The organism is Terriglobus saanensis SP1PR4, from assembly GCF_000179915.2.
GTDB lineage: Bacteria > Acidobacteriota > Terriglobia > Terriglobales > Acidobacteriaceae > Terriglobus > Terriglobus saanensis.
In genome coordinates this window covers 2,156,215-2,180,800 of the sequence record NC_014963.1, presented here as the reverse complement: position 1 = coordinate 2,180,800, position 24,586 = coordinate 2,156,215, and the positions used below count along the sequence as shown (strand labels likewise).

24 protein-coding genes are annotated in these 24,586 nt (G+C 57.7%); 14 read left to right on the top strand and 10 right to left on the bottom strand.

What is annotated here, in order from left to right:
• The first annotated feature begins 108 nt into the window (after window positions 1-108).
• Window positions 109-2,097 carry an excinuclease ABC subunit UvrB gene (uvrB, locus tag ACIPR4_RS08950; protein WP_013568338.1) on the top strand — a complete coding sequence of 663 codons (1,989 nt, stop codon included), beginning with the start codon at window positions 109-111 and terminating at the stop codon, window positions 2,095-2,097.
• 148 nt (window positions 2,098-2,245) lie between these two features.
• On the opposite strand, the gene ACIPR4_RS08945 is transcribed toward uvrB, so the two are convergent.
• The 5 genes from ACIPR4_RS08945 to ACIPR4_RS08925 form a co-directional block, all read right to left on the bottom strand.
• Window positions 2,246-2,794, bottom strand: coding sequence for an outer membrane protein (locus ACIPR4_RS08945; RefSeq protein WP_144312373.1), 549 nt, complete (start codon window positions 2,792-2,794; stop codon window positions 2,246-2,248).
• 47 nt (window positions 2,795-2,841) lie between these two features.
• Window positions 2,842-4,947 carry an NHL domain-containing protein gene (locus ACIPR4_RS21595; RefSeq protein WP_187290272.1) on the bottom strand — a complete coding sequence of 702 codons (2,106 nt, stop codon included), beginning with the start codon at window positions 4,945-4,947 and terminating at the stop codon, window positions 2,842-2,844.
• A gap of 80 nt (window positions 4,948-5,027) precedes the next feature.
• Complete coding sequence (locus tag ACIPR4_RS08935) at window positions 5,028-6,641, bottom strand: alpha-L-fucosidase (protein ID WP_013568335.1); 1,614 nt, start codon at window positions 6,639-6,641, stop codon at window positions 5,028-5,030.
• A gap of 13 nt (window positions 6,642-6,654) precedes the next feature.
• Window positions 6,655-7,467 carry an SDR family oxidoreductase gene (locus ACIPR4_RS08930; RefSeq protein ID WP_013568334.1) on the bottom strand — a complete coding sequence of 271 codons (813 nt, stop codon included), beginning with the start codon at window positions 7,465-7,467 and terminating at the stop codon, window positions 6,655-6,657.
• Between the two features lie 34 nt (window positions 7,468-7,501).
• Window positions 7,502-8,932: a glutamine synthetase family protein gene (locus ACIPR4_RS08925; RefSeq protein WP_013568333.1), complete on the bottom strand. Its 1,431-nt coding sequence runs from the start codon at window positions 8,930-8,932 to the stop codon at window positions 7,502-7,504.
• A 304-nt stretch (window positions 8,933-9,236) separates the two neighbouring features.
• Between ACIPR4_RS08925 and ACIPR4_RS08920 the strand changes: the two genes are divergently transcribed.
• From ACIPR4_RS08920 to ACIPR4_RS08875, 10 genes are all read left to right on the top strand, one after another.
• Entirely contained in the window at window positions 9,237-9,800 is a 564-nt protein-coding gene (locus tag ACIPR4_RS08920) for a pyruvoyl-dependent arginine decarboxylase (protein WP_013568332.1), read from the top strand.
• A 73-nt stretch (window positions 9,801-9,873) separates the two neighbouring features.
• Complete coding sequence (locus tag ACIPR4_RS08915; RefSeq protein ID WP_013568331.1) at window positions 9,874-10,791, top strand: carbon-nitrogen hydrolase; 918 nt, start codon at window positions 9,874-9,876, stop codon at window positions 10,789-10,791.
• Between the two features lie 208 nt (window positions 10,792-10,999).
• A complete protein-coding gene (locus ACIPR4_RS08910) occupies window positions 11,000-11,500 on the top strand; it encodes a TonB family protein (RefSeq protein ID WP_013568330.1) in 501 nt (166 codons plus the stop codon).
• Window positions 11,501-11,651: 151 nt separating this feature from the next.
• Window positions 11,652-12,686, top strand: a complete 1,035-nt coding sequence (locus ACIPR4_RS08905; RefSeq protein ID WP_041586009.1) for an agmatine deiminase family protein — start codon at window positions 11,652-11,654, stop codon at window positions 12,684-12,686.
• On the top strand, window positions 12,686-13,021 hold the full coding sequence (locus ACIPR4_RS08900) for a hypothetical protein (protein ID WP_013568328.1): 336 nt from the start codon (window positions 12,686-12,688) through the stop codon (window positions 13,019-13,021). The genes ACIPR4_RS08905 and ACIPR4_RS08900 overlap by 1 nt, the downstream gene beginning before the upstream one ends.
• 90 nt (window positions 13,022-13,111) lie before the next feature.
• A complete protein-coding gene (locus tag ACIPR4_RS08895) occupies window positions 13,112-13,747 on the top strand; it encodes a cytochrome P460 family protein (RefSeq protein WP_013568327.1) in 636 nt (211 codons plus the stop codon).
• 23 nt (window positions 13,748-13,770) lie between these two features.
• Window positions 13,771-14,538 (top strand): phospholipase D-like domain-containing protein, encoded by a 768-nt coding sequence (locus ACIPR4_RS08890; RefSeq protein ID WP_013568326.1) that lies wholly within the window; start codon window positions 13,771-13,773, stop codon window positions 14,536-14,538.
• On the top strand, window positions 14,535-15,050 hold the full coding sequence (tadA, locus tag ACIPR4_RS08885) for a tRNA adenosine(34) deaminase TadA (protein ID WP_013568325.1): 516 nt from the start codon (window positions 14,535-14,537) through the stop codon (window positions 15,048-15,050). Before ACIPR4_RS08890 ends, tadA begins: the two co-directional genes overlap by 4 nt.
• A 74-nt stretch (window positions 15,051-15,124) precedes the next feature.
• Complete coding sequence (locus tag ACIPR4_RS08880; protein WP_013568324.1) at window positions 15,125-15,901, top strand: SDR family NAD(P)-dependent oxidoreductase; 777 nt, start codon at window positions 15,125-15,127, stop codon at window positions 15,899-15,901.
• 17 nt (window positions 15,902-15,918) lie between these two features.
• Entirely contained in the window at window positions 15,919-16,179 is a 261-nt protein-coding gene (locus ACIPR4_RS08875; protein WP_041586579.1) for a glutaredoxin family protein, read from the top strand.
• 4 nt (window positions 16,180-16,183) lie between these two features.
• On the opposite strand, the gene ACIPR4_RS08870 is transcribed toward ACIPR4_RS08875, so the two are convergent.
• Window positions 16,184-18,031, bottom strand: coding sequence for a chloride channel protein (locus tag ACIPR4_RS08870; RefSeq protein ID WP_013568322.1), 1,848 nt, complete (start codon window positions 18,029-18,031; stop codon window positions 16,184-16,186).
• A gap of 46 nt (window positions 18,032-18,077) precedes the next feature.
• Between ACIPR4_RS08870 and purB the strand changes: the two genes are divergently transcribed.
• Both purB and ACIPR4_RS08860 read left to right on the top strand, forming a co-directional pair.
• Complete coding sequence (gene purB / locus ACIPR4_RS08865) at window positions 18,078-19,373, top strand: adenylosuccinate lyase (RefSeq protein WP_013568321.1); 1,296 nt, start codon at window positions 18,078-18,080, stop codon at window positions 19,371-19,373.
• 1 nt (window position 19,374) lies between these two features.
• Entirely contained in the window at window positions 19,375-19,962 is a 588-nt protein-coding gene (locus tag ACIPR4_RS08860; protein WP_013568320.1) for a YkgJ family cysteine cluster protein, read from the top strand.
• A 1-nt stretch (window position 19,963) separates the two neighbouring features.
• Here ACIPR4_RS08860 and ACIPR4_RS08855 read toward each other — a convergent pair whose 3' ends face one another.
• A complete protein-coding gene (locus ACIPR4_RS08855) occupies window positions 19,964-21,019 on the bottom strand; it encodes a hypothetical protein (protein WP_187290271.1) in 1,056 nt (351 codons plus the stop codon).
• A gap of 101 nt (window positions 21,020-21,120) precedes the next feature.
• On the opposite strand from ACIPR4_RS08855, the gene ACIPR4_RS08850 reads away from it, so the two are divergent.
• Complete coding sequence (locus ACIPR4_RS08850) at window positions 21,121-21,738, top strand: UbiX family flavin prenyltransferase (RefSeq protein WP_013568318.1); 618 nt, start codon at window positions 21,121-21,123, stop codon at window positions 21,736-21,738.
• On the opposite strand, the gene ACIPR4_RS08845 is transcribed toward ACIPR4_RS08850, so the two are convergent.
• The 3 genes from ACIPR4_RS08845 to ACIPR4_RS08835 form a co-directional block, all read right to left on the bottom strand.
• Complete coding sequence (locus ACIPR4_RS08845) at window positions 21,722-22,708, bottom strand: alpha/beta fold hydrolase (RefSeq protein ID WP_013568317.1); 987 nt, start codon at window positions 22,706-22,708, stop codon at window positions 21,722-21,724. The two genes, ACIPR4_RS08850 and ACIPR4_RS08845, sit on opposite strands and share 17 nt — an antisense overlap.
• A 2-nt stretch (window positions 22,709-22,710) precedes the next feature.
• Window positions 22,711-23,358, bottom strand: a complete 648-nt coding sequence (locus ACIPR4_RS08840) for a nitroreductase family protein (protein WP_041586008.1) — start codon at window positions 23,356-23,358, stop codon at window positions 22,711-22,713.
• A 141-nt stretch (window positions 23,359-23,499) separates the two neighbouring features.
• Complete coding sequence (locus tag ACIPR4_RS08835; RefSeq protein ID WP_013568315.1) at window positions 23,500-24,522, bottom strand: hypothetical protein; 1,023 nt, start codon at window positions 24,520-24,522, stop codon at window positions 23,500-23,502.
• Window positions 24,523-24,586 lie beyond the last annotated feature (64 nt).

The window sequence follows — 24,586 nt, the reverse complement described above, 5'->3', positions numbered from 1 at the left end:
TCTTTTGTGGGCCCAGACTGCAAATTTCTTTTGATTGCGGAGATCGTACCACCAGCGAAGAGTTACGCCACATAAAAATATTGGGAGTCCATCCCTTATCCTGTAAGGATGGACTTCCAGCTCGCCACCGATTACACCCCCCAGGGCGACCAGCCCCGCGCCATCAAGGAACTCACCGCCGGCCTAAGCGAGGGAGAAAAGCACCAGGTGCTTCTCGGCGTCACCGGCTCTGGTAAGACCTTCACCATGGCCAAAGTGATCCAGCAAGTTAACCGCCCCGCGCTCGTTCTGGCACACAACAAGACCCTCGCCGCGCAGCTGTATCACGAGTTCAAGCAGTTCTTTCCCAACAATGCGGTGGAGTACTTCGTCTCCTACTACGACTACTACCAGCCCGAGGCATACATTCCTTCCGGCGATCTCTACATCGAAAAAGAATCGACCATCAACGAAGAGCTGGATAAGCTGCGCCTCTCGGCTACGCGCTCGCTTTTCGAACGCCGCGACTGCATCATCGTCTCCTCCGTCTCCTGCATCTACGGTCTCGGCTCGCCAGAGGCCTATTACGGCATGCTTCTGCTGCTCGAAAAAGGCCAGAAGATCAAGCGCGAAGACATCACACGGCGCTTAGTCGAAATTCTGTACGAGCGCAACGACAATGACTTCCGCCGCGGCACCTTCCGTGTCCGTGGAGACGTCATCGAGATCTACCCAACTTACGATGAGAATGCCTTCCGCATCGAACTTTTCGGCGACGAGATCGACAACCTCTCGCAGATCGATCCGCTCTTCGGGACCGTGAAACAGAAGTACGCGCGCCTTCCCATCTACCCCAAGAGCCATTATGTGGTGCAGCCTGAGCGCAAAGCCTCCGCCACGGAGTCGATCCTGCACGAACTCTCCGAGTGGGAGGCGCAGCTGGAAAAAGAAGGCCGCATGATGGAAGCCAACCGCATCCATCAGCGCACGCGCTTCGATCTGGAGATGATCAAGTCTGTCGGCTACTGCCACGGCATCGAAAACTACTCGCGCCACATGTCGGGCCGTCTACCCGGCGAGCCGCCACCGACGCTGCTCGATTACTTCCCTCGCGACTTCCTTATCTTCATCGACGAGTCCCACGTCACAGTTCCCCAGCTTCACGGCATGTGGCACGGAGATCGCTCCCGCAAGGGCAACCTCGTGGACTACGGCTTCCGACTGCCCTCTGCGATGGACAACCGCCCCCTCAAGTTCGACGAGTTTGAAAACCGCACCGGGCAAATTATCTACGTCTCCGCCACGCCAGGCCCCTACGAACTGACCAAGGCTGCGGGCGTCGTGGTGGAGCAGATCATCCGTCCCACTGGCCTGATCGATCCGCCAATCGAGATTCGACCCATCAAGGGCCAGATCGACGATCTTCTCGCCGAAATCCGCGAGCGCTCCACGAAGAACGAACGCGTCCTCGTCACCACGCTCACCAAGCGCATGGCCGAAGATCTCGCGGGTTACTACACCGAAGTGGGTGTAAAGTGCCGCTATATGCACTCCGAAATTGAGACCCTGGAGCGCGTCAAGCTTCTTCGCGATCTTCGCAAGGGCGAGTACGACGTCCTCATCGGCATCAACCTGCTGCGCGAAGGCCTCGATCTTCCGGAAGTCTCCCTCGTCGCAATTCTTGACGCGGACAAGGAAGGCTTCCTCCGCTCACAAGGCTCACTTATCCAAACCATCGGGCGCGCCGCGCGTCACCTGGAAGGCCGCGCGATCCTCTACGCGGATAAGATGACGGACTCCATGCGTCGCGCCATCGACGAGACCGACCGCCGCCGCGCGACGCAGGTCGCGTACAACGAAGAGCACGGCATTACGCCCAAGTCCGTCATTCGCCCCATCGGCGACGCGCTTGCCGGCATCATCGATGCTGACTACGCGGACATCACGATGGAGTCCGACGGCCTGCCCGAGTTCGCCACACAACAGGAACTCGACAAATACATCTCTGGCCTCGAATCCGATATGCGCGAAGCCGCCAAGAAATTCGAGTTCGAAAAAGCAGCCAAACTACGAGACACCGTCAAAGAGCTTAGGACGAAGGAGTTTCTTTTCGCGTAACAATTTATTTGTCATCCCGTAGCGCAGCGGAGGGATCTGCTGTTACTCCTTGTGCCCCATTCTTTGCGCAGCTTCATCGCGCAAAGGGTGGGGTCGCGCGGAACGCACCAACCGGATGCCTGCCCCACCCTGTTTCCAATGAACCTCTTTACCTGTGCAGCCCTGAAGTGTCGAAGTGAAACACAACACCACTCCCAAAACGCAGGTTCCTCTGCCGATCATCCACCCCATTGGGAAGTGCACTTTGTAAATAATCAAGACGGACGAAGCGCACACTGACCGTCTTCCGCAAACGCAAGTCCACACCGCCACCCGCCTCGAAAGCAAATGCAGTCGCCGTATCGTTGAACGCTGTACCACTCTGAAAGACAGCGTCGAAGCCTCGTGCTACACCGAAGAGTCCCTCTCCGTAGAAGGACCAACGCGCACCTGAAGACTGCCTCCAGCGAGGACCGGCAAGCAGTGTCACGACCGAAAGTCCACGCGATGTACCGGCAACCCTACCAGCATGGCCACCAGACAACTCCATGACCGCGCTCCATCGATGAGGCAGAGGCAGCTCCACATCTGCAAAGCCGCCACTTAGAACGAAGCATCCACAGGTCCCCGGTGGCGCATTCGAAAGCGTTCCTACGTAGCCAAGGCCAATATTAAGTGGCCGTTCTTGCTGCAATACAGCCTGCGCTTCAACTCTCATCGTGAATATTAGAAGACCGAACAGCAACCAACGAAGATGCATACACCTCACCGAACAATCAAAGTAACAACTATGGAATGAACAACCGCCGCTCCATTCGTTCCCGGAGCGGTCGCAGTAATTGTTATGGCGTAAGGAACTCCGGCCGAAGACGTCGTATCACCTGTTCCGCTCCTATATCCTCCGCCACACCCCACTGCAAAAAGCAACGATGCAAGAGCGAGGGGGAAAATCCTTCTCTTCCTCTTCAAGCGTAGAAAGGCAAAGCCAAAACAAAACGCAACCACTGCTCCGCCCGCTGCGAAGCGTGCGGTATGCGCCACAGTCTTCACCGTCAGCAGAATGGTGGAAGGCGCGGAACCGGGCACAAGTGTCGGAGGGTCGAAGCTGGCAACAGCTCCTGCCGGAAGCCCGGTTGCGGAAAGCGTCACCAATTGTGTAAACGCACCGTTCAGAGGAGTGAGTGTCAGTTGATAGAGCGCGCTCTGTCCAGCGGTGATCGTCTGCGAGGAACCGTCAATTGATCCGGTCGCAAGAGCAAGACTGAAATCAGCAGCTACACTCGCCGTAACGTTGATTACAACGGATCTACTTCCCGCATACGTTGCATCTCCGTTATAGACCGCAGAGAGCAAGTGCACGCCTGCCGTCAGGGCGGTTCCGCGATAGACAGCCGATCCGTTGACAACCTTCACAATACTCAGCGGTGTCTGGCCATCGTAAAAGGTAATGATGCCCGTCGGAGCTCCGGCATCCGCAGCTAGCACCTGTGCAGTCAGAGAGATCGGGGCGTTGGTGTAAACGACGGTGCCTCCCGCATCCAATGTTGTGGTCGTAGAAACGAGCGAACCCTGCGATGCAGATCCCAATCCCGCCACCGCAATGGTCTGCGCGGGCACGTTCCCCGTCACAACGATCTTTCCTACGTATCCACCAGAGCTACCCGGGTGAAACACGATCGACATCACGCATCGACCACCCGATGCAATCGCGACGGGAAAAGCCCCGCAGCTCACATCCGTCACGTCGAATCCATTGGGAGTCGTCACCGCATCAAGACGTAACTGGGCGTCTCCGCGATTCATAAAAGCTAGAGTCTGTGATGGACTCGAACTACCTACGATCACGGTTCCGAAGTCCATCGGGGCAGCAGAGGCCATCGAAAGATGGTTCGAAGCATCGCCACCAATGGCCATGACTCCGGCCTGATTCAAAGCAATGCTCCGAGGCGCATTCAGAGCGACATCCCGCACACTCCCCTGCGCAATGCTTGCAGCCTGCTCACCATTGCCCACTGCTATTCCGACTGCACCGTTGTCTTCGACGACCAGAATTCGCTGCGACTTCGTATCCGCAACGAAGAGATTTCCATCCGCATCCACGCTGACTCCACGCGGCATCGCCAAGGGCGTGTGAACTGCCATTCCATCGCCTTCACCACTTGCCGATCCATCGCCCGCCACCGTATGAACCGTTCCATCTACATCCACGCGCCGAATCCGATGATTTCTTCGATCCGCAAAAAGCAGACGTCCCGCCGCATCGAACGCCAATGAACTAGGCGAATCAATTCGAGCCAATATCGCAGGACCTTCATCGCCCGAATATCCCTGGTCTCCGGTCCCCGCAACAGTCGAAATACTTCCATTCTCATCGACACGTCGAATGCGATGGTCGGCTGCGTCAGCGATATACAGCGCACCATCGACATCAAAAGCCAGCGCAACGGGCTGTCGCAAAACAGTTCCGCTCCCACTCGATCCAGCGATGGTCGAAATGATTCCGTTCGGCGAAACCAGTCGCACCCTGTGGTTGTGCGCATCCGCAATCCAGAGAGTCCCCTCCGCGCTGACGGCAATCCCCATGGGCGTATCAAGTTCCGCAGAGATAGCAGGCCCACCATCTCCCGCAAAGCCCTGACGTCCATCCCCAGCAACCGTCGTCCACGTCCCAGTTGTAGAAAGCCGACGAATCACATGGCCACGTGCATCGGCGACATAGAGATTGCCTGCGGAATCGTAAGCCATACCAGCAGGCTTCAAAACATCCGAAGCCGCAATTGGAGCGAGGGTCGCACTCGGTGTGATCACCAAGTCCGGCGCTTGCGCCCGTGCACTCCGCCATGCCAAAGCGCACAGAGAGGCAATCAACATCTTTGTAAAACGGCCTGCAAAGCTCATCGTCAACGGCCAGAAATAAATTTGAAGCTTAGTCTAAATGCCTCACACCCTCGTCATCGTGACGGAAGTGTGACTTCTTCTCCGTAGAGTGTCAATAAGGGATGCTGCAAGACCATGCGGTACTCATAGACCTCGCCCGATTCCAACTTGGGCAGCATCGTTCTGTACGTCCCAGGCTTTTCCGCAGGTTGAGAAGAGATACCCTGCCATCCATGCAGGCGGGACTTTGTGTCTTCACCCGTGATGATGCGGTATTGAAATGCCACCTTCGCTCCTGGTGTAGAAGCATCACCAGACCAACTCCCGCTCAAAGTGAACGATCCATCGGCACCTGCGACTGCGGGCAGCGTATGCACCACCGGAGGCACGAATGCCTCCTCCACATCCGTCAATTTAATCACCGAAGGGTACGGCCAAACGTCGCTGTCCTGCAGCCGCTGAGCACGCACTGCATGCACATGCAGGCCATCCGTCTGCTGCTCAAACGTCGTCTGCGGATGCGCCTTCGGCGCGTACTCTACCACTTGGTCGTTCTGCCCCAGGAAGCTTGCTTTGGTAGTCGTAGTAGCGCGCACCGTCTTCAAAACAAAGTCACGCACGCGTCCACGTCGCCAAGTCTCCGGGGTGTCGACGATCACATAGAGCGCCTTGTTGTCCTTGCTCCGCGTGAACCAATAATCGCCCTCGTTCGTCACCACCCACGGACGTGTCCCATAAATCGCCTCGCCATTAATGAACATCCAGAGGCCGAGTGTTCGCAGACGGTCTTCCTGCTCCACAGGCAAGGAGCCATCCGGCTTTGGGCTGACATTCAACAGGAGATTGCCTCCGCGCGAACGTGTGTGAATCAGGATCTCCAAAAGATCGTGGTCGCTCTTGTACACATCGCTGGTCGGCTGATATCCCCAGGAGGTCCCCATCGTCATGTTGGCTTCCCACGCGCCCTTCAGAGGAGCGCCGGGTACGTTCTGTTCCGGCGTTTCGATGGCCCCGCGCGTCACCACGGCATCGGGCTGCTCTTTCCATACGATGTCGCGCAGCCCCTTCGCTTCACCGTCGAAGAACGCCATCGACACGGTCCCATACCTGGTCATGAGCTCGGTCATCTGCTTCTGATCGCGCGCCAGTAGACCGGGATTCACGCCCGGCTGCACTTCTGGCACAAGCCTTTGGATCTGTTTGCCATTCTCATGCAGCCACAGAAAATCATCGGGAGAAAAATAAACGCCGGTTGCGATTCCCTGTTTCCGGAACGAAGTAAACAGCTCCTTGGTGATGTCTTTTCCGTAGGGCGTCTTCATGATGTTAAAGTCCGTGGACTTCGTATCCCACATGCAAAAGCCGTTGTGGTGCTTGGTCGTGAAGACCATGTAGCGGACGCCAGCTACCTTCGCCAGACGTGCCATCGCGTCGGGATCGAAGTGCGTCGGATCGAAGGTCTTCGGTAGTTCATGGTAAAAGCGATCTACATAATCATCCGAAGCGCCCGCCAACGAGTGGCTAATGATCACGCCTAACTGGCTGTCGATGCTCCAGTGAACGAACATCCCCAGCCCCTGGTCGCGAAACCATTCCAATCGTTCGGGTTTATTCTGATCTGCACTCTGGGCGGAGACTGCAAGGGAAAAAACCAACGACAACATACCAGCCAGATACCACTTCTTCATTGCTGCTCCCAAACTATGCAAGTGCCCTGTCAAGATGCACGTATCCGCCGTCCACCAGTATGTTCTGCCCCGTCGTGTGCCCCGACTGCTTATTCGACATCAGGAAGACCGCCATCGCCGCGATCTCAGCGGGAGTCGTCATACGGTGACCCAAGGGAATGCGCGATTCGATCTCGCGCACCTTGGCCTGTCCATCACCCAGCGTCTTCACCCAGTTCTCATACTGCGGCGTCATCACCTCCGCAGGCACAACCGAGTTCACACGAATGCCATCACTCAATAACTCCGCAGCCCACTCCCGCGTGAGCGCCAGAAGCGCACCCTTCGCCGCTGCGTAAGCTGATGTACCACCCTGTCCCGTCATCGCAACCTTCGACGCGATATTCAGGATGTTGCCTTTCGAGATCCGCAGCGCGGGTAAAGCAGCTTGTGCCAGCGCATAGCTATGCAGAAGGTTGTAGCGCAGGCTCTCCATAAATTTTTCTGGATCACCGTTCGCCAATCCAATTCCGTCATTCGTCCCGGCATTGTTCACAAGAGCGTAAATGCCGCCTTCCACTGACACGATGCTCTCTACCGCCGCGCGACAATGGGCCGGGTCAGCCAGTTCTACCTCAATCAGCCGAAACTTGGCCCCGGAAGATTTCATCTCGGTAGCCACCGCCTCCGCCCTCGGAGTCATCCGCGTCAACACAACAACAAAAGCGCCTTCCGCCAGAGAAGCACGCGTAATCGCCTCGCCGATGCCCGAAGCGCCGCCCGTCACCACGATCACCTTGTCCTTCAACCCCAGATCCACAGTGAACCTTTCAATAACAATGGGCACCCAACCGGGTGCCCATCCTTACACTTGCTGGAGCCTAGAACTGTCCCCAGAGCAGCTGGTTATACACGTCGTGGTGGAACTGCACTTCGCTCGGCTTCACAATCGTTCCGAGCAGCCGTGCGCAACGATCGGCGGAAGCCTGCTTCAGGTCCGCATAGCGGCCTTTCACATCGTCACCGAAGATCTTCGTTGTCCACTCAGACGAGCGGAAGTCTTCAATCGCCGTGTAGATGTTGTCCGGCAGATACCGCTCAGCCTGGCGCAGATTTTCGATCTGTGCCGTCTCGCCATCCAAACCGCTCTTGAAGACCGCGTACAGAACCGCATAGGGATTCGCATCCGGTCCAACCGAACGGACCTCAACGCGCGCGCTCTTCTCATTACCGATCGGAATGCGAATCATCGATCCACGATCCGTCGCCGAAGCCTTGATCTGGTTCGGCGCTTCAAAGTGCGGATCCAAACGACGGAAGGCATTCACGCTGGCATTCATCAGCAGGCAAATATCTTTTCCATGCGTGAGAATGCGATCCACAAACTCCCAAGCCATCGGAGAGATCTTCTCCTGGCCCTTCGGATCCCAGAAGAGGTTCTTCTTGTCCTTGGTGATCGAAACGTTGGTGTGCATACCGCTGCCGTTCACACCTACCACAGGCTTCGGCAGGAAGCTTGCCGTCATGCCCATTTGCGTTGCGACCTGGCGACAGATCAGCTTGTACAGCTGGATCTGATCGCCTGCCGCAACCACTTCACCGTAGGTGTAGTTGATCTCAAACTGCGACGGTGCCACTTCGGGGTGATCTTTCTCATTCTCAAAACCCATCGCGCGCTGCACTTCGGCAGTCGTGTCGATGAACTCGCGGAGCGGATCGCCCGGCAGCGAGTGATAATAACCACCGGAGTTTGCGTACTCAAAGGTGCCTGTGAGATGGTAGTTGCGCTCCGCCTCCACTCCCTCAAAGAGAAAACCTTCTACTTCGTTCGCAGCGTTGAGCGTGTAACCGTTGGTCTCAAACTGCTCCTTGGCATATGCCTTCAGAACGCCACGGAGATCGGCAGCGTAGTGTCCGCCGTTCTTGTCGATCACTTCGCCGAAGACAAGAACCTTGCCCGCGCCAAAGACGTCTGCGGGAGTCCAGTAGAAGGCCGACCAGTCGATCGCCAGGCGAAGATCGCTCTCGCGCTGCGCCGTAAAGCCGCGGATCGACGATCCATCGAAGGTCAGGTTGTCATAACTGCCAATGAGGAACTTTTTGTCATAGTCGAGCATGTGCAGACGGCCTTCAAGATCGCTGAAGACGACCGTTACAGCCTTGATGCCCTTCGTGTCCGTCAGGTATTTCAGGCGTTCTTCCTGAATCTTGTCGGGTGCAACACGGTTCTTGCGCTGTTCTTTCGCCGCAAGGTTGAGCTCTTCCAGCTCTTCATAGGGCAGTTCGAGGAAATCACGATATTGGCCTGACATACTTCTCCTTTGTTGAGGCGCATCCCCAGAGCAGAATTCCGGGGAATGCGGATGAATCAAAGTGGGTTTAGAGGTGAATCGGAAAAACCTGAGAGGTGTGGAGAACTCAAGAGCACGGACTTTTCCACTTCTCAAAAATAGCAGAAAATTCACGCTGTCCAGCTCGTTTTCTAAGACGACGCACCGCCCGCTCACCTCACCCCTAAAACGTGTGATACTTCTATCGGGGCTTTGTGCGGTTTGCAGGCTACTGATCGCGCGCTGCGTCGCGCTTTATAGACTCTGGAGGGTCTTCGAGTTGGGTATGAACATGGTTCCCAAACGCCTTTTTTTCACCAAGGGCGTGGGCAAGCACAAAGAACGTTTGACGTCGTTTGAGATGGCACTTCGCGACGCCGGTATCGCCGCACAGAATCTTGTACGCGTCTCCTCCATCTTTCCGCCGCAATGCAAGATGATCACGCGCAAAGAGGGTCTCAAGTTCCTGAACCCCGGCGAAGTCGTTTTCGCAGTTGTCGCAGAGAACTCCACCCGCGAAGCGCATCGCCTCGTCGTCTCCTCGATTGGCGTTGCCATCCCCACGGATCGCAACACCTATGGCTACCTATCGGAGCATCACAGCTTTGGTGAAACCGAAGAACAGGCCGGTGATTACGCCGAAGAGCTCGCTGCGGAGATGCTCGCGACCACTCTTGACGTGGACTTCGACCCTGACAAAAGCTGGGACGAAAAGAAGGAGATCTACCGCATCTCCAACAAGATTGTCCGCACAGCCAACGTCACTCAGTCCGCCATCGGCGATAAGAATGGCAAGTGGACCACCACCATCGCCGCTGCCATCCTCATCTTCGACGACGACGAAAAGTAGACCGAACACCAGCAATCATCGGGAGGCGCTGGCTTAGTCAGCGCCTCTTTTCCTTGCATGGAGGTAGATCCAAATGAATGAAAACAAGACCCGTGTCGCGCTCATCCAGATGTCCTGCGACGCCGACACCAAGCTGAACCTTGAGAAGGCCGCAGAACGCATCTATGGAGCCGCCGCCCAGGGCGCACAGATCGTCTGTCTGCCGGAGCTCTTCCGCGCTCAATACTTCTGCCAGCGCGAAGACCACTCCCTCTTCGACATCACGGAGTCCATTCCCGGCCCCTCCACCGACGTCCTGACCAAAGTCGCACAGGAGACCGGCACCGTCATCGTCGCTTCCCTCTTCGAACGCCGCGCCCCAGGCCTTTATCACAACACTGCAGTGACCATCGAAAAAGACGGCTCCATCACGGACATGTATCGCAAGATGCACATCCCCGACGACCCGCTCTATTACGAGAAGTTCTACTTCACCCCCGGGGATCTCGGCTTCAAAGCCACACAGACCTCAGCCGGAAAAATCGGCACGCTTGTCTGCTGGGACCAGTGGTACCCCGAAGGCGCGCGCGTCACCGCCCTCAAAGGTGCGGAGACCCTCTTTTTTCCCACCGCAATCGGTTGGCACCCCAGCGAGAAAGAGGAGTTCGGAACCGCGCAGTACGACGCTTGGCAGACCACGCAGCGTGCTCACGCCATCAGCAACGGAGTTTGGGTCTGCGCCGTTAACCGAGTGGGCCACGAGCATGGCGACGTCCTCCACAACGGCGTCATGATGAAAGGCCCCGAAGGCGCAGGGATCGAGTTTTGGGGGGGCAGCTTCATCGCAGACCCCTTCGGTCGCATCATCGCCCGGGCCTCACATGACAAGGAAGAGATTCTCCTCGCCGACCTCGACAGCAAGCTCGTCGAGATCACACGGCAGCACTGGCCCTTCCTCCGCGATCGTCGCATCGATGCTTACGAAGGGATCACCAAGCGGTTCCTCGATTAGCCCCAGACACTTCGAACGAAAAGCCCGCTCTAAGAAGCGGGCTTTTCTCCGCTTAAAAATGAAAGCAGCTCCATAAAAATTGCTCCTTACACGGATCTCGATTCCGCAATTTTCTTAGGAAATCTTAATTATAAATATTTTCGTTGACAGTCGTATCGCGTTGGGAATAGCTTGATGAAGGATACACTTATCATAAAGGAGACACTGTATGCGCCGAGCCATTCTTCCGACACTCATCCTCCTTCCGCTTATGGGATACGCTCAGTCCAGCGTCTCCACTCCATCCTCCAATCTCCAGGCCCGTCTCGATGCTCCGTCGGTCGCTTCGGTTTCGCGCACGCAGACCACGCCAGCCATTCGTGAGTATGTCGCCATCCATGATGTGGAACTTACTCCACGCCCCGCAAGCGGCCTCTCCTACTCCTTCTACAACGCAGACGTCTTCCAGACGAATCCGCAGATCATTCACTCCATCGCGGTTCCCGTTTCTTCCCAACAGATCACGGCCAAGGAGAGCTCCGTTGCAGTCCGCATGACTGTCGATCGCGCCGGCGTTCCTCGCGCACTCGTTGTGGCAAAATCCGCAGGTTCAGAGCTGGATGGCAAGGCCCTCGCCACACTCAGCCAGTATCGCTTCAAGCCCGCCACCGTGAATCGCGTCTCCGTTGAATCAGAGCTCACGCTCCAGGTGCGCATCGTCAAGCAGTAAATCTCGGTCAAGAATTAGCTCTGCCCTCTGATTACTCCCACGCCTTGAAAAGGGCTGGGAGTTTTTGTTTAACAACAAAAAGACCGCTGCGACCTCTTCACTTCGCTAGCCTCGTTCCCCTCGACTCAAGTCCACTAAAATGAATCAAGAGATGAAGACGACAGACCCCACGCCCTATCGCATGCCCGCTGAATGGGCCCCCCACGCAGCCACCTGGATCGCCTGGCCACACAACGCAGAAGATTGGCCCGGCCGCTTCCAGCCCATCCCCTGGGTCTACGCAGAAATCGTCCGTAACCTGGCCCTCGTTGAAGACGTAAACATCCTCGTCAACGATGAAGCCGCGGAAAAACGCGTCACGCGCATCCTTCTCCGTGCGGGAGCCAACATGGCGCGCCTGCACTTCCACCTCTGGCGGACAGACCGCATCTGGCTGCGCGACTCTGGCCCCATCTTCGTGAAGAACGCCGCGAACGAGAACATCATCACCGACTGGAAGTTCAACGCCTGGGCGAAGTACCCCAATCACCTCAATGACGACCGCATCCCGCAACACGTCTCCAAGACGCAGGCCGTACAGGCGCTTCAACCGATGATCGGTAACCATCGTGTTGTCCTCGAAGGCGGTTCCATCGATGTGAATGGCGCGGGAACTCTGCTCACTACCGAAGAATGTCTCCTCTCCGATGTGCAGCAGCGTAATCCCGGCATTAGCCGTCAGCAACTCGAGACGTGCTTCGCGGAATACCTTGGCATTACACAGACCATCTGGCTCAACCGCGGTTGTGCCGGTGACGACACGCACGGCCACGTCGACGATATCGCCCGCTTCGTCAACGAGAGCACGATCATGGCCGCCGTCGAACACAACACAGCTGATGAGAATCATCTTCCACTTGCGGAAAACCTGGATCGGCTCCGGGCCCTCAAACAGTTCAACATCGTCGAACTGCCTATGCCGTCGCCTGTAATCTTTGACGGCGAACGCCTGCCCGCTTCCTATGCGAACTTCTATATCGCGAACGATCTCGTCCTCGTCCCCACATTTAACGACGCAAATGATCGTGCCGCTCTCAATCTCATCGCCGATCAGTTCCCTACACGGAAGACCGTCGGCATCCACTGCGGCGACTTCATCTGGGGCCTCGGCGCACTTCACTGCATGACCCAACAGGAGCCCGCCTGATGTCCACCTCCGCCACGCCTTGGCCTCCGCCACCCGACATTAACTCCATCCAGGAACTCGTCGCGACCGCCGACATAGAAGGCTTTATCGCAGATGGCTCTCCCACAGACGAGTACGAAACAGAAGCCGAGCTCATCTTTAACGCTGTGGAGAACTTTCCGATAGACGACCTCATCCCACGGCACATCCTGCCCGTTCTTGAATCCATTTGGGCAAAAAGCTTTGAACTCAAAGAAGACGAAATTGCGACGCGCAGCCCTGCGCTCCAGGGCCTCGCCGATCAGATCGCCCGGTTCTTCGGCCCCGAGGCGCAGCCACAGGTCCGGGGAGCATAACGCACGTTTTTGGAAGGAAGGGAACAAATGAGAGAGCCAGGCGTATAAGCTGTTGGCTCACCTTCCTTCAAATCTCTCCGAGGCGAACGCATGCCCAGGCTTCAGCTTCTCGCGTCAACACTTCTTGCTCTCCCTCTCCTTGGCGCAGTTACTCCTGCGCCCGAAGCTCCGTATAAACCCACGTACACCGAATCGGGTGCGCTCAAAACCCCTACGCGATATCGTGAGTGGGTCTATCTCACCTCTGGCATGGATATGAACTATGCCGCGCGTGCCGCGAATGCTCCCCCGCCAGACCACTCCATGTTCGACAACGTCTTCGTCAATCCAGAGTCCTACCGCACCTTTGTTGCCACCGGCGCTTGGCCCGATGGAACTGTCTTCGCCCTGGAAAACCGTGGTGCAGTGACGAACGTCTCGATCAACAAGGGCGGACAAACGCAGGGCGAGAGCGTCATGGGCCTGGAGATGCACGTCAAAGACAAAGGACAATGGGCTTTTTACGTCGCTCAAGCCGACGGCACCGCCAAGCCTTTTCCCAAAACCGCAAGCTGTACCACCTGTCACGAGGCCCACGCTGCGGTAGACACCACCTTCGTGCAGTTCTACCCCATGCTTCTCCCCATAGCGCGTGAGAAGAAGACGCTCAGCGCAAAGTATCTGCAGGAAAGCGCAACGCCTCCACCTACGGACAGCGGAAAGACGCCTCTCTACAAAACTAAGTAACGAAGACCAACTAAACTTGGTAAGTGACTTCCGAAGATAAAAGAAAAACGGCCCGCGTAGCCGCCATTGCGCTGCTCCTCACGCTCTCCGTCTCAGGCTGTAAACAGCCCAACCAGCCCCAGCCTGATCAAGAGCGTTCCGCGCAGCGCACCCGTACTCCCCGTCCACAAGAAGGGCGTTCCCGCAACGAACAAGCTCGCGAAGAGCGCAATCAGGACCGCGACGTCACGCCCAGCGAGCCGGTTCCGGCGAATTCGGTCCAGGTCCATTACGCCCCCTTCGAAAATCTCGAACGCGTCGACACCGATCTCCTCGCCCAGGCCCATGCCACCATCGATCTCGCCGCTTATTCGCTGACCGACTACGCCGTAGCGCAAGCTCTCATCGCCGCCGCCCAACGTGGCGTGCGCATCCGCATTTACCGTGACGCAACTCAGGCGGCTGGCGAAAGCGCCCACGCTGAACGAACCGTTACCAATCCTAAAAAGAAACCAAGCCGCGATCCCGAAGATGACGTTCCGAACGCTGCCGACAGCGCAGACATCCTCCAACGCCTCTCCACCACGCCCAACATCAACATCCGCATCAAGCACTCTCACACCCTGATGCACCTCAAGGCCTACGCCGTCGATGGAGCCTTCCTCCGCACGGGCTCAGCCAACTTCTCCCCCACCGGAGAAAAGCGCCAGGACAACGATCTCATCCTCTTCCACAATGCAGCAGCTGCGACCCACTTCAAGCAGGACTTCGACCGCCTCTGGTCCCGTCCAGACAACGAGCCCACCCAATGACCCCTGAGCAAGAGATCGCCTTCATGCAAGCCGCCATTGCAGAAGCCCAGGCCGCCCAAGCTGCGGGGGAGGTTCCGGTTGGGGCGATTGTCGTCTCACCGACTGGCGAAATTCTCTCCCGCGGACAAAACCGCGTCATCCGCGATCACGATCCCTCTGGTCACGCCGAAATGGTCGCACTCCGTGCGGCAGGCGTTGCCCTTGAAAACTATCGCCTGACCGGTTGCAGCCTCTACGTCACTCTCGAGCCGTGTGCCATGTGTGCCGGGGCCATTCTGCACGCCCGCATCGCCCGGCTTGTCTATGCAGCTCCCGATCCCAAGGCCGGGGCGTGCGGCAGCGCGCTTGAAGTCATGAACCATCCCAGACTCAACCATCGTTGTGAGGTTGTTGCTGGCGTTTTGGCCGACGAGTGTTCCACACTCCTTCAGACATTCTTTCGGTCTCGCCGCGCCGGGCCCTCCACTCTGCTTGAAGAATCATCGGCATCTGAAACAAACGAAGCCAAATAGTCAAATTCGATCCCTTTCCCGCTTCTGTCTCATGAGCTGAAACAATTTCTGCATCTCATCTACCTGAGGCCATCATGTCCGATCAGCGTCTTGCAGGAAAAGTAGCCATCGTTACCGGTTGTTCCTCCGGAATCGGCCAGGGAATTGCAGTTCGTCTGGCAAAAGACGGAGCGGATATCGTCGTGAACTACCACTCCGATCAAGCCGGTGGCGAGGCCACCAAAGCGCAGATCGAGGCCCTCGGCCGCAAGGCAGTCGTCATCGGTGCAGATGTCTCCAAGCTGCCAGAGATCCAGCCGCTCATCGACGCTGCCTGGTCCAACTTCGGTCGAGCCGACATTCTTGTAAACAATGCCGGGGTTGAAAAGGGTGCAAACTTCTGGGAAGCGAACGAAGCTGACTACGATCTCGTGCTCCAGGTCAACCTCAAAGGCCCCTACTTCACTACGCAGGCCTTTGTGAAGAAGCTGATTGAGACGAAGATGCCAGGCCGGGTAATCAACATCTCCTCAGTGCACGAAGAGATGGTCTTTCCGCACTTCGCCAGCTATTGCGCCAGCAAAGGTGGCTTGATGATGCTGATGCGCGATCTCGCTGTCGAACTCGGCCCCTTCGGCATCACGGTCAATAATATCGCTCCAGGGGCGATCGCCACACCGATCAACAAATCGCTTCTCAACGACCGAAGCAAGCTCGATCCCCTTCTGCGCAACATCCCTCTCGGACGGATGGGCACCGTGGATGATGTCTCTGCGGTAGCGGCTTTTCTCGCCAGCGACGAGGCAAGTTATGTGACAGGATCAACGTACGTGGTCGATGGCGGTCTGATGCGGAACTATAAAGAGCAGTAAAAGGTAAAATGATCGCTATGGATCTCAAGGTTTATTCCGCAGTCTGGTGCCGTGACTGCCGCGAGGCAAAGCGCTTCCTCCAGAAACACTCGATCGCCTACACCGAGATCGACATCGAGCGCGTTCCCGGAGCGGCGGATGAACTTCTGGCCCACGTTGGGAAAAAAGCGATTCCCCAGTTCGTCATCGACGGCAAATGGGTCCAGCCCTACCGTCCCGGCCAAGGCTTTCTTCACGATGAAATGGCAGTCCTCTTCGGTGTCAGCGAAGCCGGCTGAAACCTTACTTTCCGGTTTCCGCCCGGCGCAAGGGCCAGCGGGGCCGCAAGAGTGTATTCCGCTCGGTATCGCGTGAGTTCGCTGTCACGCGAGCGGAGAGTAAGTCGGCCACATTCAAAATGCCCGTCAGAGTCCCGTTGGCGTCCACGACAGGCAAGGACGTGAGTTGGGTCGCTCCCATCTGCTCCGCTGCGGAACGAAGGGTTTCCTCCTCACTCAACGTGGAAGGCTGCTCAATCCCAAAGGTCGCCAAAGGAATCTCCGAAGGCTGCTGAGATTCTGCCGCCGCCATCAATTGGGTCCGGGTCAGAAGCCCTAAAAGTTTCCCGTCCTCTCCAAGAATCGGAAAAATCCTCTGCCAGTGAGACCAGGAAGCAGGCGCATTGGCCTGCATCTTCTCCAACCAAACGCGCGCCTCTCCGACAGTAGCTGTCGCCGCAAAACTCTCCACGTCCGGATGCTGCGCGTCGCGCACGACCACCAGTTCCAGCGGGTCCACGCCGTACTCCCGGCTCAGATGTCTTCCTTGCCGGGACAATCCGGCGGTGAGCAGACTCCGCCGCTGCAGCAGAACGGAGAGCGCGTACGACGTCGTACAAGCCAGCAGTACCGGCAAAACCAGCGCCCCGTTGTGCGTCAGTTCCACGGATAACATCGCACAGGTCAGCGGAGCCCCGATCGACGCCGCCAGCAGCGCCGTCATGCCCACTACGGCCCATCCACCGGGTGCAATCACCGGCAGCCAGTGCGACATCCCCGCTCCGACGGCGGCACCGATCATTAGCAATGGCGCCAAAATGCCGCCCGCTGTGTTCGATGACAGCGAGATGATCCAGATCGCCGTCTTCACCACCAGCACGCCGACCAGCAGCTTCCAGGTAAAGTCACTCGCCAGCAGCTGCCGGATCACGTCGTACCCGATGCCCAGCGCGGGCGGAAAGATCAGCCCACCCAGACCGACGAAGAGGCCGCCAATCGCCGGAAACCACATCCAGTGGATCGGCAGTTTCTCAAAGAGCTCTTCCGTCGAATGGATCGCTTTCCCCAGCACAATCGCCAATAACGCTACGACCACGCCGACCAAAACCGCAGCCAGCATGGCCTGATGATGCATTCCGTAGGGCGAAGCAGGCATGGGAAAGATTGGCCCGGGAGCCAGCAGGAGCCGACGCATCGCTCCTGCGGTTGCGCAGGCCACGGCAACGGGCACCAGCGATCTCGGTCTCCACTCGAAGAGCAGCAACTCCACCGCAAGCAGCACCGCAGAAAGGGGGCATGCAAAGGTAGCCGCCATACCCGCCGCCGCGCCCGCCACCATCAATGTTGAGCGTTCCGCGTCCGTGACAGGAAGCATCTGCCCCAGAAGCGATCCCATCGACCCGCCCGTCATGATGACTGGGCCCTCGGCGCCAAACGGCCCGCCGGAACCGATCGAGAGTGCCGTCGCAATCGGCTTTAGAAACGCGACGCGAGGCTTCACCCGCGCCCCACGGAAGACAATGGCCTCCACGGCCTCCGGCATCCCATGTCCGCGAACTCCGGGTGATCCAAACCGAGCAACCAGCCCAACCAGAAAACCGCCGACCACGGGCACCAGAACTGCCCAATAGCCCAAGTGATGCCCTGCAGGCTCGACTTCCTGAAAGTTCCAGCGGTGAAAATAAAACAGATTCGTCGACAGACCGATCATCCGTTGGAGCAGCCAGGAGATGACGGAAGCCAACGCTCCTACAAAAAATGCCACCAGTGAAATCAACAGCATGCGACTGTCTGCGGAGTAGTCACGCAGAAGCGTAGAAGCTGCTGCAAGCGGTGGCGATTTCGATCCGGCTTCGTTCGCGTTCTGTTCCATTAGACTTAAGTCTAGTGGAACGAAGAGACGAACGAGGTGAGTGTCGGTGATTGACAGGTATACGCGGCCAGAGATGCGCACGCTTTGGAGTGATGAACGGAAATTTCAATGCTGGCTCGAAGTCGAAACCACGGCCAGCGAAGTTTTGGCGGAAGCCGGTATTGTGCCTACTTCTGCGGCTGAAGCCATCCGTTCCAAGGGCCGTTTTGACATCGCCCGCATCCGTGAGATTGAACTCGATACGCGCCACGACGTGATCGCCTTCACCACCGCCGTCGCCGAAAACGTCGGCCCCGAGAGCCGCTGGCTCCACTATGGCCTCACCTCGACCGATGTGGTGGACACCGCGCAGGCGCTCCAGATCAAGGAAGCTTCGGAGCGCATCCGCGCCGGAATGGTCGCGCTCCGCGACGTCCTGAAGCGTCGCGCCCGCGAATTCGAAACCACGCCCTGCATCGGTCGCACCCACGGCGTCCACGCCGAACCAACCACCTTTGGTCTCAAGCTTCTGCTCTGGTACTCCGAGATGGAGCGCAACATCGCCCGTTTCGACGCGGCTGCGGAGGACATGCGCGTCGGCAAGCTCTCAGGAGCCGTCGGCAGCTTTGGACATCTGAAGCCCGAACACGAGGAAGAGATCTGCCTGCGCCTGGGCCTGAAAGCCGCTGCCGTCAGTACGCAGGTGCTGCAGCGAGACCGTCACGCCGCCTACATCGGAACGCTCGGTGTCATGGCCAGCACCCTGGATAAGATAGGCACTGAAATCCGCCACCTGCAGCGTACAGAGGTCCGCGAGGCAGAGGAGTTCTTCTCTGAAAAACAGAAGGGCTCCAGCGCCATGCCGCACAAACGCAATCCCATTACCTGCGAAAACATCTGCGGCCTTGCCCGCGTGATGCGCGGCAATGTCCAGGTAGCCCTTGAGAACGTAGCCCTCTGGCACGAGCGCGATATCTCACATTCCTCCGCCGAACGCATCATCCTTCCGGATACCACAACGCTCGCGGACTACATGCTCTCCAAGGCAACGACCCTGATCGATAAGCTCCTGGTCTACCCCGCGCGCATGAAAAAGAACCTGGACAGCACCGGTGGCCTCGTCTTCTCAGGCCAGCTCCTGCTTGACCTGAGCGGCGCAGGGATGTTGCGTGAAGACGCCTACAAGCTGGTTCAGGGACTCGCGATGAAGGCATGGAAGGCAGATCTGGTCTTCAAGGAACTCGTTGCAGCAGATCCTCAGATCAGCACAATACTTTCGCCCGAGAAGATCGAGCAGGCCTTCTCCACTGACCGGCAGTTGAGCAACGTGAGCAAGATCTTCGCACGCGTTCTGGGCGAGTAACATGGGCCTTCCGCGACAGCTTCCGGAGGGCGATACACAGCTAATCCAAATCGTCGATGCTGCGCTGGCGGACTCCGTCCAGCGTAGCGGAGATTGGTTGGCGTGCCGCCCCGGGTGCTTTCACTGTTGCGTCGGCATCTTTCCTATCTCTCCGCTCGATGCCACCCGCTTGCAGAATGGTCTGCAAAACGCAGATCCGCAGACCGCCGCTGAGATCCGGGAACGCGTGAAGGCCTCTGTGGCGGAACTACAGCAGGATTGGCCAGGGGACTTCGTCTCCGGCACGCTCGACGAAGAGGCGGAAGGCTTTGACGACTTCGGCAACGCAGCCGTCTGCCCCGTGCTGGATCCTCTCTCCGGAACCTGCGACCTGTATGCCTCACGCCCGATGACCTGCCGCACTTTTGGTCCTCCGGTCAGGACGGCGGAAGATGGCCTGGGAGTCTGTGAGCTCTGCTTCATCTCTGCTCCGACTGAAGCGATCGCAGCGGCAGAGATGGATGTCGCGTTCCTGGAACAGGAGCAGAAGCTGAGCGACACCTTGGGCAAGGAAGCCACCTGCATTGCTCTCGCGCTGCGCAACTACTGAATCACTCCGCAGGCCCAAGCGTTATAGGAATAGAAGACGCATCCGGCGTCGGCATGGCGATGACCGTGGGCGGAGGTGTGGCCGACGCAGCAGCAGAAGATGGATCAGCGGGGGTGGAATCGGGCGCGACCTGGCGGCGCATCAGATGTACTGACCGACTCGCAGGCTGCCTGAGAACAGCCAGCGTCTCTTCATCATCCGGAAGTTGCAGTCTTCCGCCAGCCAGCCAAGCCGCAGCGATGACCGCTGTTGGGATGGGAGCAATCACCGCAAGGGGTACAACATACTTCTTGGATCGAACGATGGACTCCGTCACCCCATCCACGCGGCGCGATCTCTGGATCGTGCCAGGCACCTGCGGAATCACAAACGTGCTGAAGGGCACCTCGGGATGTTCATTCGAAAAACGTACGAGGGATCGCGCTACCTGCTTTGGAGTCGTGATGCCGATGTCCGCGATGAAGTTCCGATGAATCGCGCCGGGATACTCGCGGTTGATGAATTTGCGCGAAAAATCCGCGCAGTTTCTGAAGATGATGTTGAAGTGCGCTACATTCCTGCTGTCATTAAATTCGGCAATGATATCGGCATCCTGCTCTGGCGTGGATTCGAGTTGAAAGCCATAGAGCTTGCGGTCGTAGGCAGACCCGACGAGTTGGATCCACTCTCCGCCGGGCGTGGAACCGTCTTTTTTATCCGGAGCGATACGAAGCAGATGCGTTCGCCGATATTGGTCGCGGAGTTCCCGTTGTAGTGCTGCGGTTGCCGTCGTCGGCACCTGATCCAGCGTCTCCACGGCGTAGAGATAAGGAATCAACGGAATCGCAACCCAGTCGTAGCCATCCACCTTGTGGTAACGGCTGATCACAGCGCCAAACTCGCCGTCGCGGCAGGGCCGCAGACTGGTGGGCGTCTGGGCGCAGATGTGATCCAGGTAGATCGCGGCATGCCCCGTCGGATTCAGGTGTCCAAAGAGTCCGAAGGGTTCTTCAAGCAGAAGGGCCGTGGAAGCGTGCGCGAAAAAACTGCAACCAAGCATCAGCAAAAATGCCGTCACCTTCTTCAGAGCCCGATGCTTGCTGATCCCGTTTCTCACTCTCTAAGACTAGACACGATTTCGCGGCAAGAGTCTCGCAATAGGAAGAGGATAATACCTTTATGACAGCGAGTCGGAATTTGACATTGGCAATCACAGGGGCGAGCGGTGCGGTCTATGCCCGCGCCATGCTGCGCTTGCTGGCCGCGGACGAACGAGTGTCCCGCGTAAACTTGGTCTTTTCAGACAGCGCCCTGCGTGTCCTTGCTGAGGAGCTCAGTTGCGCGGGCCGCTCCAGCGTTTTGATTTCCCTCATGGGAACGCCATCGGATAAGGTGCACCTGGTTCCCAACGAAGACATCGGCGCGGGCATTGCAAGCGGCAGCTATCCCAGCGATGGCATGATCGTTCTTCCCTGCTCTATGGGCACGCTTGCAGGCATTGCACATGGGCTCGCGCAGAAACTGATCGAGCGTGCGGCGGACGTCTGCCTGAAAGAGCGAAGACCGCTCATCCTCTGCGTTCGCGAGACGCCGTTCAATCTGATCCATTTGCGGAACATGACCCTCGCCACGGAGGCCGGAGCGGTCATCTATCCTGCCATGCCGGTGCTTTATACCAAGCCACAAAGCACCGAAGAGATGGCCACGGAGTTTTGCCAACGCGTTCTGTCTCATCTCGGTCTAAGACAGACCGGAGCCTTCGTTTGGAAGGGCGACGGTTCTAGCGAGGCTTTGTAAGGATGCGTTCCGAGTGACTCGGAGGAACGCGCTCATCGAGGAAACGGATCGTCTCCGGTACCACTTCGGAAGAACACTCTGCAGGCGCGAGATGTCCGCATCCCTCCACACCCACCAACGTGGAATTAGGCACCAGCGAGAACATTCGCTGCCCGATGTTGTAAGGAATCAGTTTGTCTTCCGTTCCCCAGACAATCAGGGTCGGCTGTTGGATGGCGCTGATACGGAAGTCCAGCAGCTCTCTTCCGGAGAGCATCGATGCAAACGAACGCGAGCTGATCCAACCCAATTCCCGGTAGCGGCGAAGCAGCCCCTTGGTTGCCCAAGCGGGAATGTGAATAAAGTGCACATTCGGCTCAATGTAATTTACCAGCCGGTCGACTCCGGCTGCATCCTTCGGGGTGAAGAGATCGAAGGGAAAATCGACGGGAAAGTAAATCCCTGCGGCATCGAACAATACCAGACGATGCACGGCATTCGGATGATTCAGCGTCATCTTGAGCGCAATCCATCCTCCCATGCTCCAGCCACCCAGATCGTAGAACCGCAGACCTTCAGCCTGGGCAAAATCCGTGGTGATCTGGGTCTCCTGTTCGATGCTGTAACTCGCGTCCCGCGGCCTCTCAGACGATCCGTAACCCAGCAGATCCGGGGCATAGACGTGGTATCCGGCGCGCGCCAACCCCGGCAACATCGTGGTCCAGTCTCCAGCACTTGCTCCAAGACCGTGGACAAGCAGCAGCGGCGGTCGTTCCGGGGAGCCTACGGGAGGAAGGGCTTCGTAGTAGTGAATGCGGTAACCATCCACAGTGACGTAATGGCTCTGGACGCCGTTGCGGCGAAGGTACAGCGCACTTCCCTTTTGTATGAAGTAGAAGGGGTTATAGACGACCACACCAACGAGGAGGAGGCCCAGCAGAACCAGTCCGACAAGGATGTAGGCGATGGTGGCCCGCCTGGGAGCTTTCATCTCTACTTCAGCGGACGGCCGAACTCTTCGCCGTACACCGTATGGCTAATGTCGAAGCGTCCTCCGTGGTATTTGTCCTGCCCCTTCAAACGTCCGATCGCGAGGATCGAGACCACCCAGTAGCTCATAGGAAGCCGTAGAATTTCGCAGACCTTGTCCGGCTCAAAGCCTTCCATCGGGGCAGTGTCATATCCCAGCACCTCAGCCATCAACATCATGTGCGTCTCGGCAATGGCGACCTGCTTATTCAGCCATCCATGCATCTGGTCCGCCGAGAGCGAAGACAAGAAACTGGCGACAGAGCCTTTCAGCTGGGCGGCGTAGCTCTCGGACATGCCCCCTTCCAGCCCCATGCGGATGATCTCATCCGCATCTCTACGCCAGGAATCGGCGTCGCCGCAGCAGACGATCACGACCGAAGCTTCCTCCACCTTAGCCTGGTTGAAGCTCGCGCCTCGCAGGCGGCGCTTCTGTTCCGGCGTCTTGACGACGACGAATCGCCACGGCTGTACGTTATAGCCAGAGGGCGCGCTCAATCCCGCGCGCAGAATCTCTTCGAGATCTGCTTGCGGAATCGGTTCCCCTGTAAAACTGGGTGTGGCGCGTCGGTCGCGCAGAACATCTGGGAGGGACTTGATCATTTTTTCCATCGGGCAGAAATAACTATAAGCTTGGCACGCCGTCTAATGCGACAGCCTTTTCAAGCCGAATTTACAGGGTAAATAGCCTGAAAGCCACCCTTTTTTACAGAAGACACCCTGAAAATCCCTAAATGAGTGGCCCAAGTAGGGCTAAGGAAGATTCGACATCGGCTCTTCGCTCGCAAAAGGAGTGTTTCCTGCCTGGTTCATGGTATCGTCCAGAACCCACACCCCATGAAAGGTATCGCGCACCTCGGGATAGGCGTGGACAAAGGCCATGGCCGCCTCGCGGTTTCGCGCACGACCTGCGGTGGCGTCCAATGCCGCATCCACTTTGAAATGCAGCGCCAGATCGACGGGCTGCGTTCCCAGCGAATCGTCCGTTCCGATGGAGGTGATGCGAAGATCCGTTCCACTGGCTCCCTTGAGCGCAAGGGGAACATCATTGGAGATTCCCTGTGACAAGGCGCTGGGTGCCGCCTTGGCCATCTCCTCATTGAGCTGGTCTAAATGGTTCGAAGAGAAGAAGCTTACGGGCCGTAGCAGAGCGGACGCCTGCTGAAAATAGATCCAGGCATTCATCGACTGTTTTTTGGCGGCAAACTGCCGGGCGGCGGTCCAATACCAGAGACCGTCGTGACCACCGGCCGTGGTCGCACGTGGAAAGAAGCCTGCCAGTCTCCATGCCCCGGCGATCTCCTGCAGAATGAATGCCATCTGCCAGGGCGACGCGGCAGCGGAGTTCACCAGGGCGAAGGCGTATCGTCCGGCCGGCAGTGCCGGAATGAGAAAGCTGACCTGCGCGGCCGAACGGTTGAGGGTGCAGAAGAACTGGCCGTCCGGCAAAGCGCCGTCCGCAGAAGGTTTGAGATTCGTCGCATCCAGCAGCCAGACACTCTCCACCGAGAACTTCGCTCCGGCCAGATGGGGAGACGCCGTATGGACGGCAGCTTCGATCCCACCGAAGTCGGTAGCGTACTGAGGAATGGTCTGGGCGCGGATCTGCGCGATGGCTCCGCTTTCGACCTTCTGCGTCAGGCCCAGGGCGGCAGAAGCGATCCCGTCTCGCACCGTTACGGGCATGGTGGACTGTGTCGTACATCCGTCAGCGCGCAGGTTGCGCGTGGTCGAAGCAATTAAAATCAAAAGAAGAAAAAACGGGGTGCGGCGCATGAAAGAGACCTCGAGCCAGAACATTGCTAGTCTAGTACAGCCATACGATGCCGCATCGGCCCCG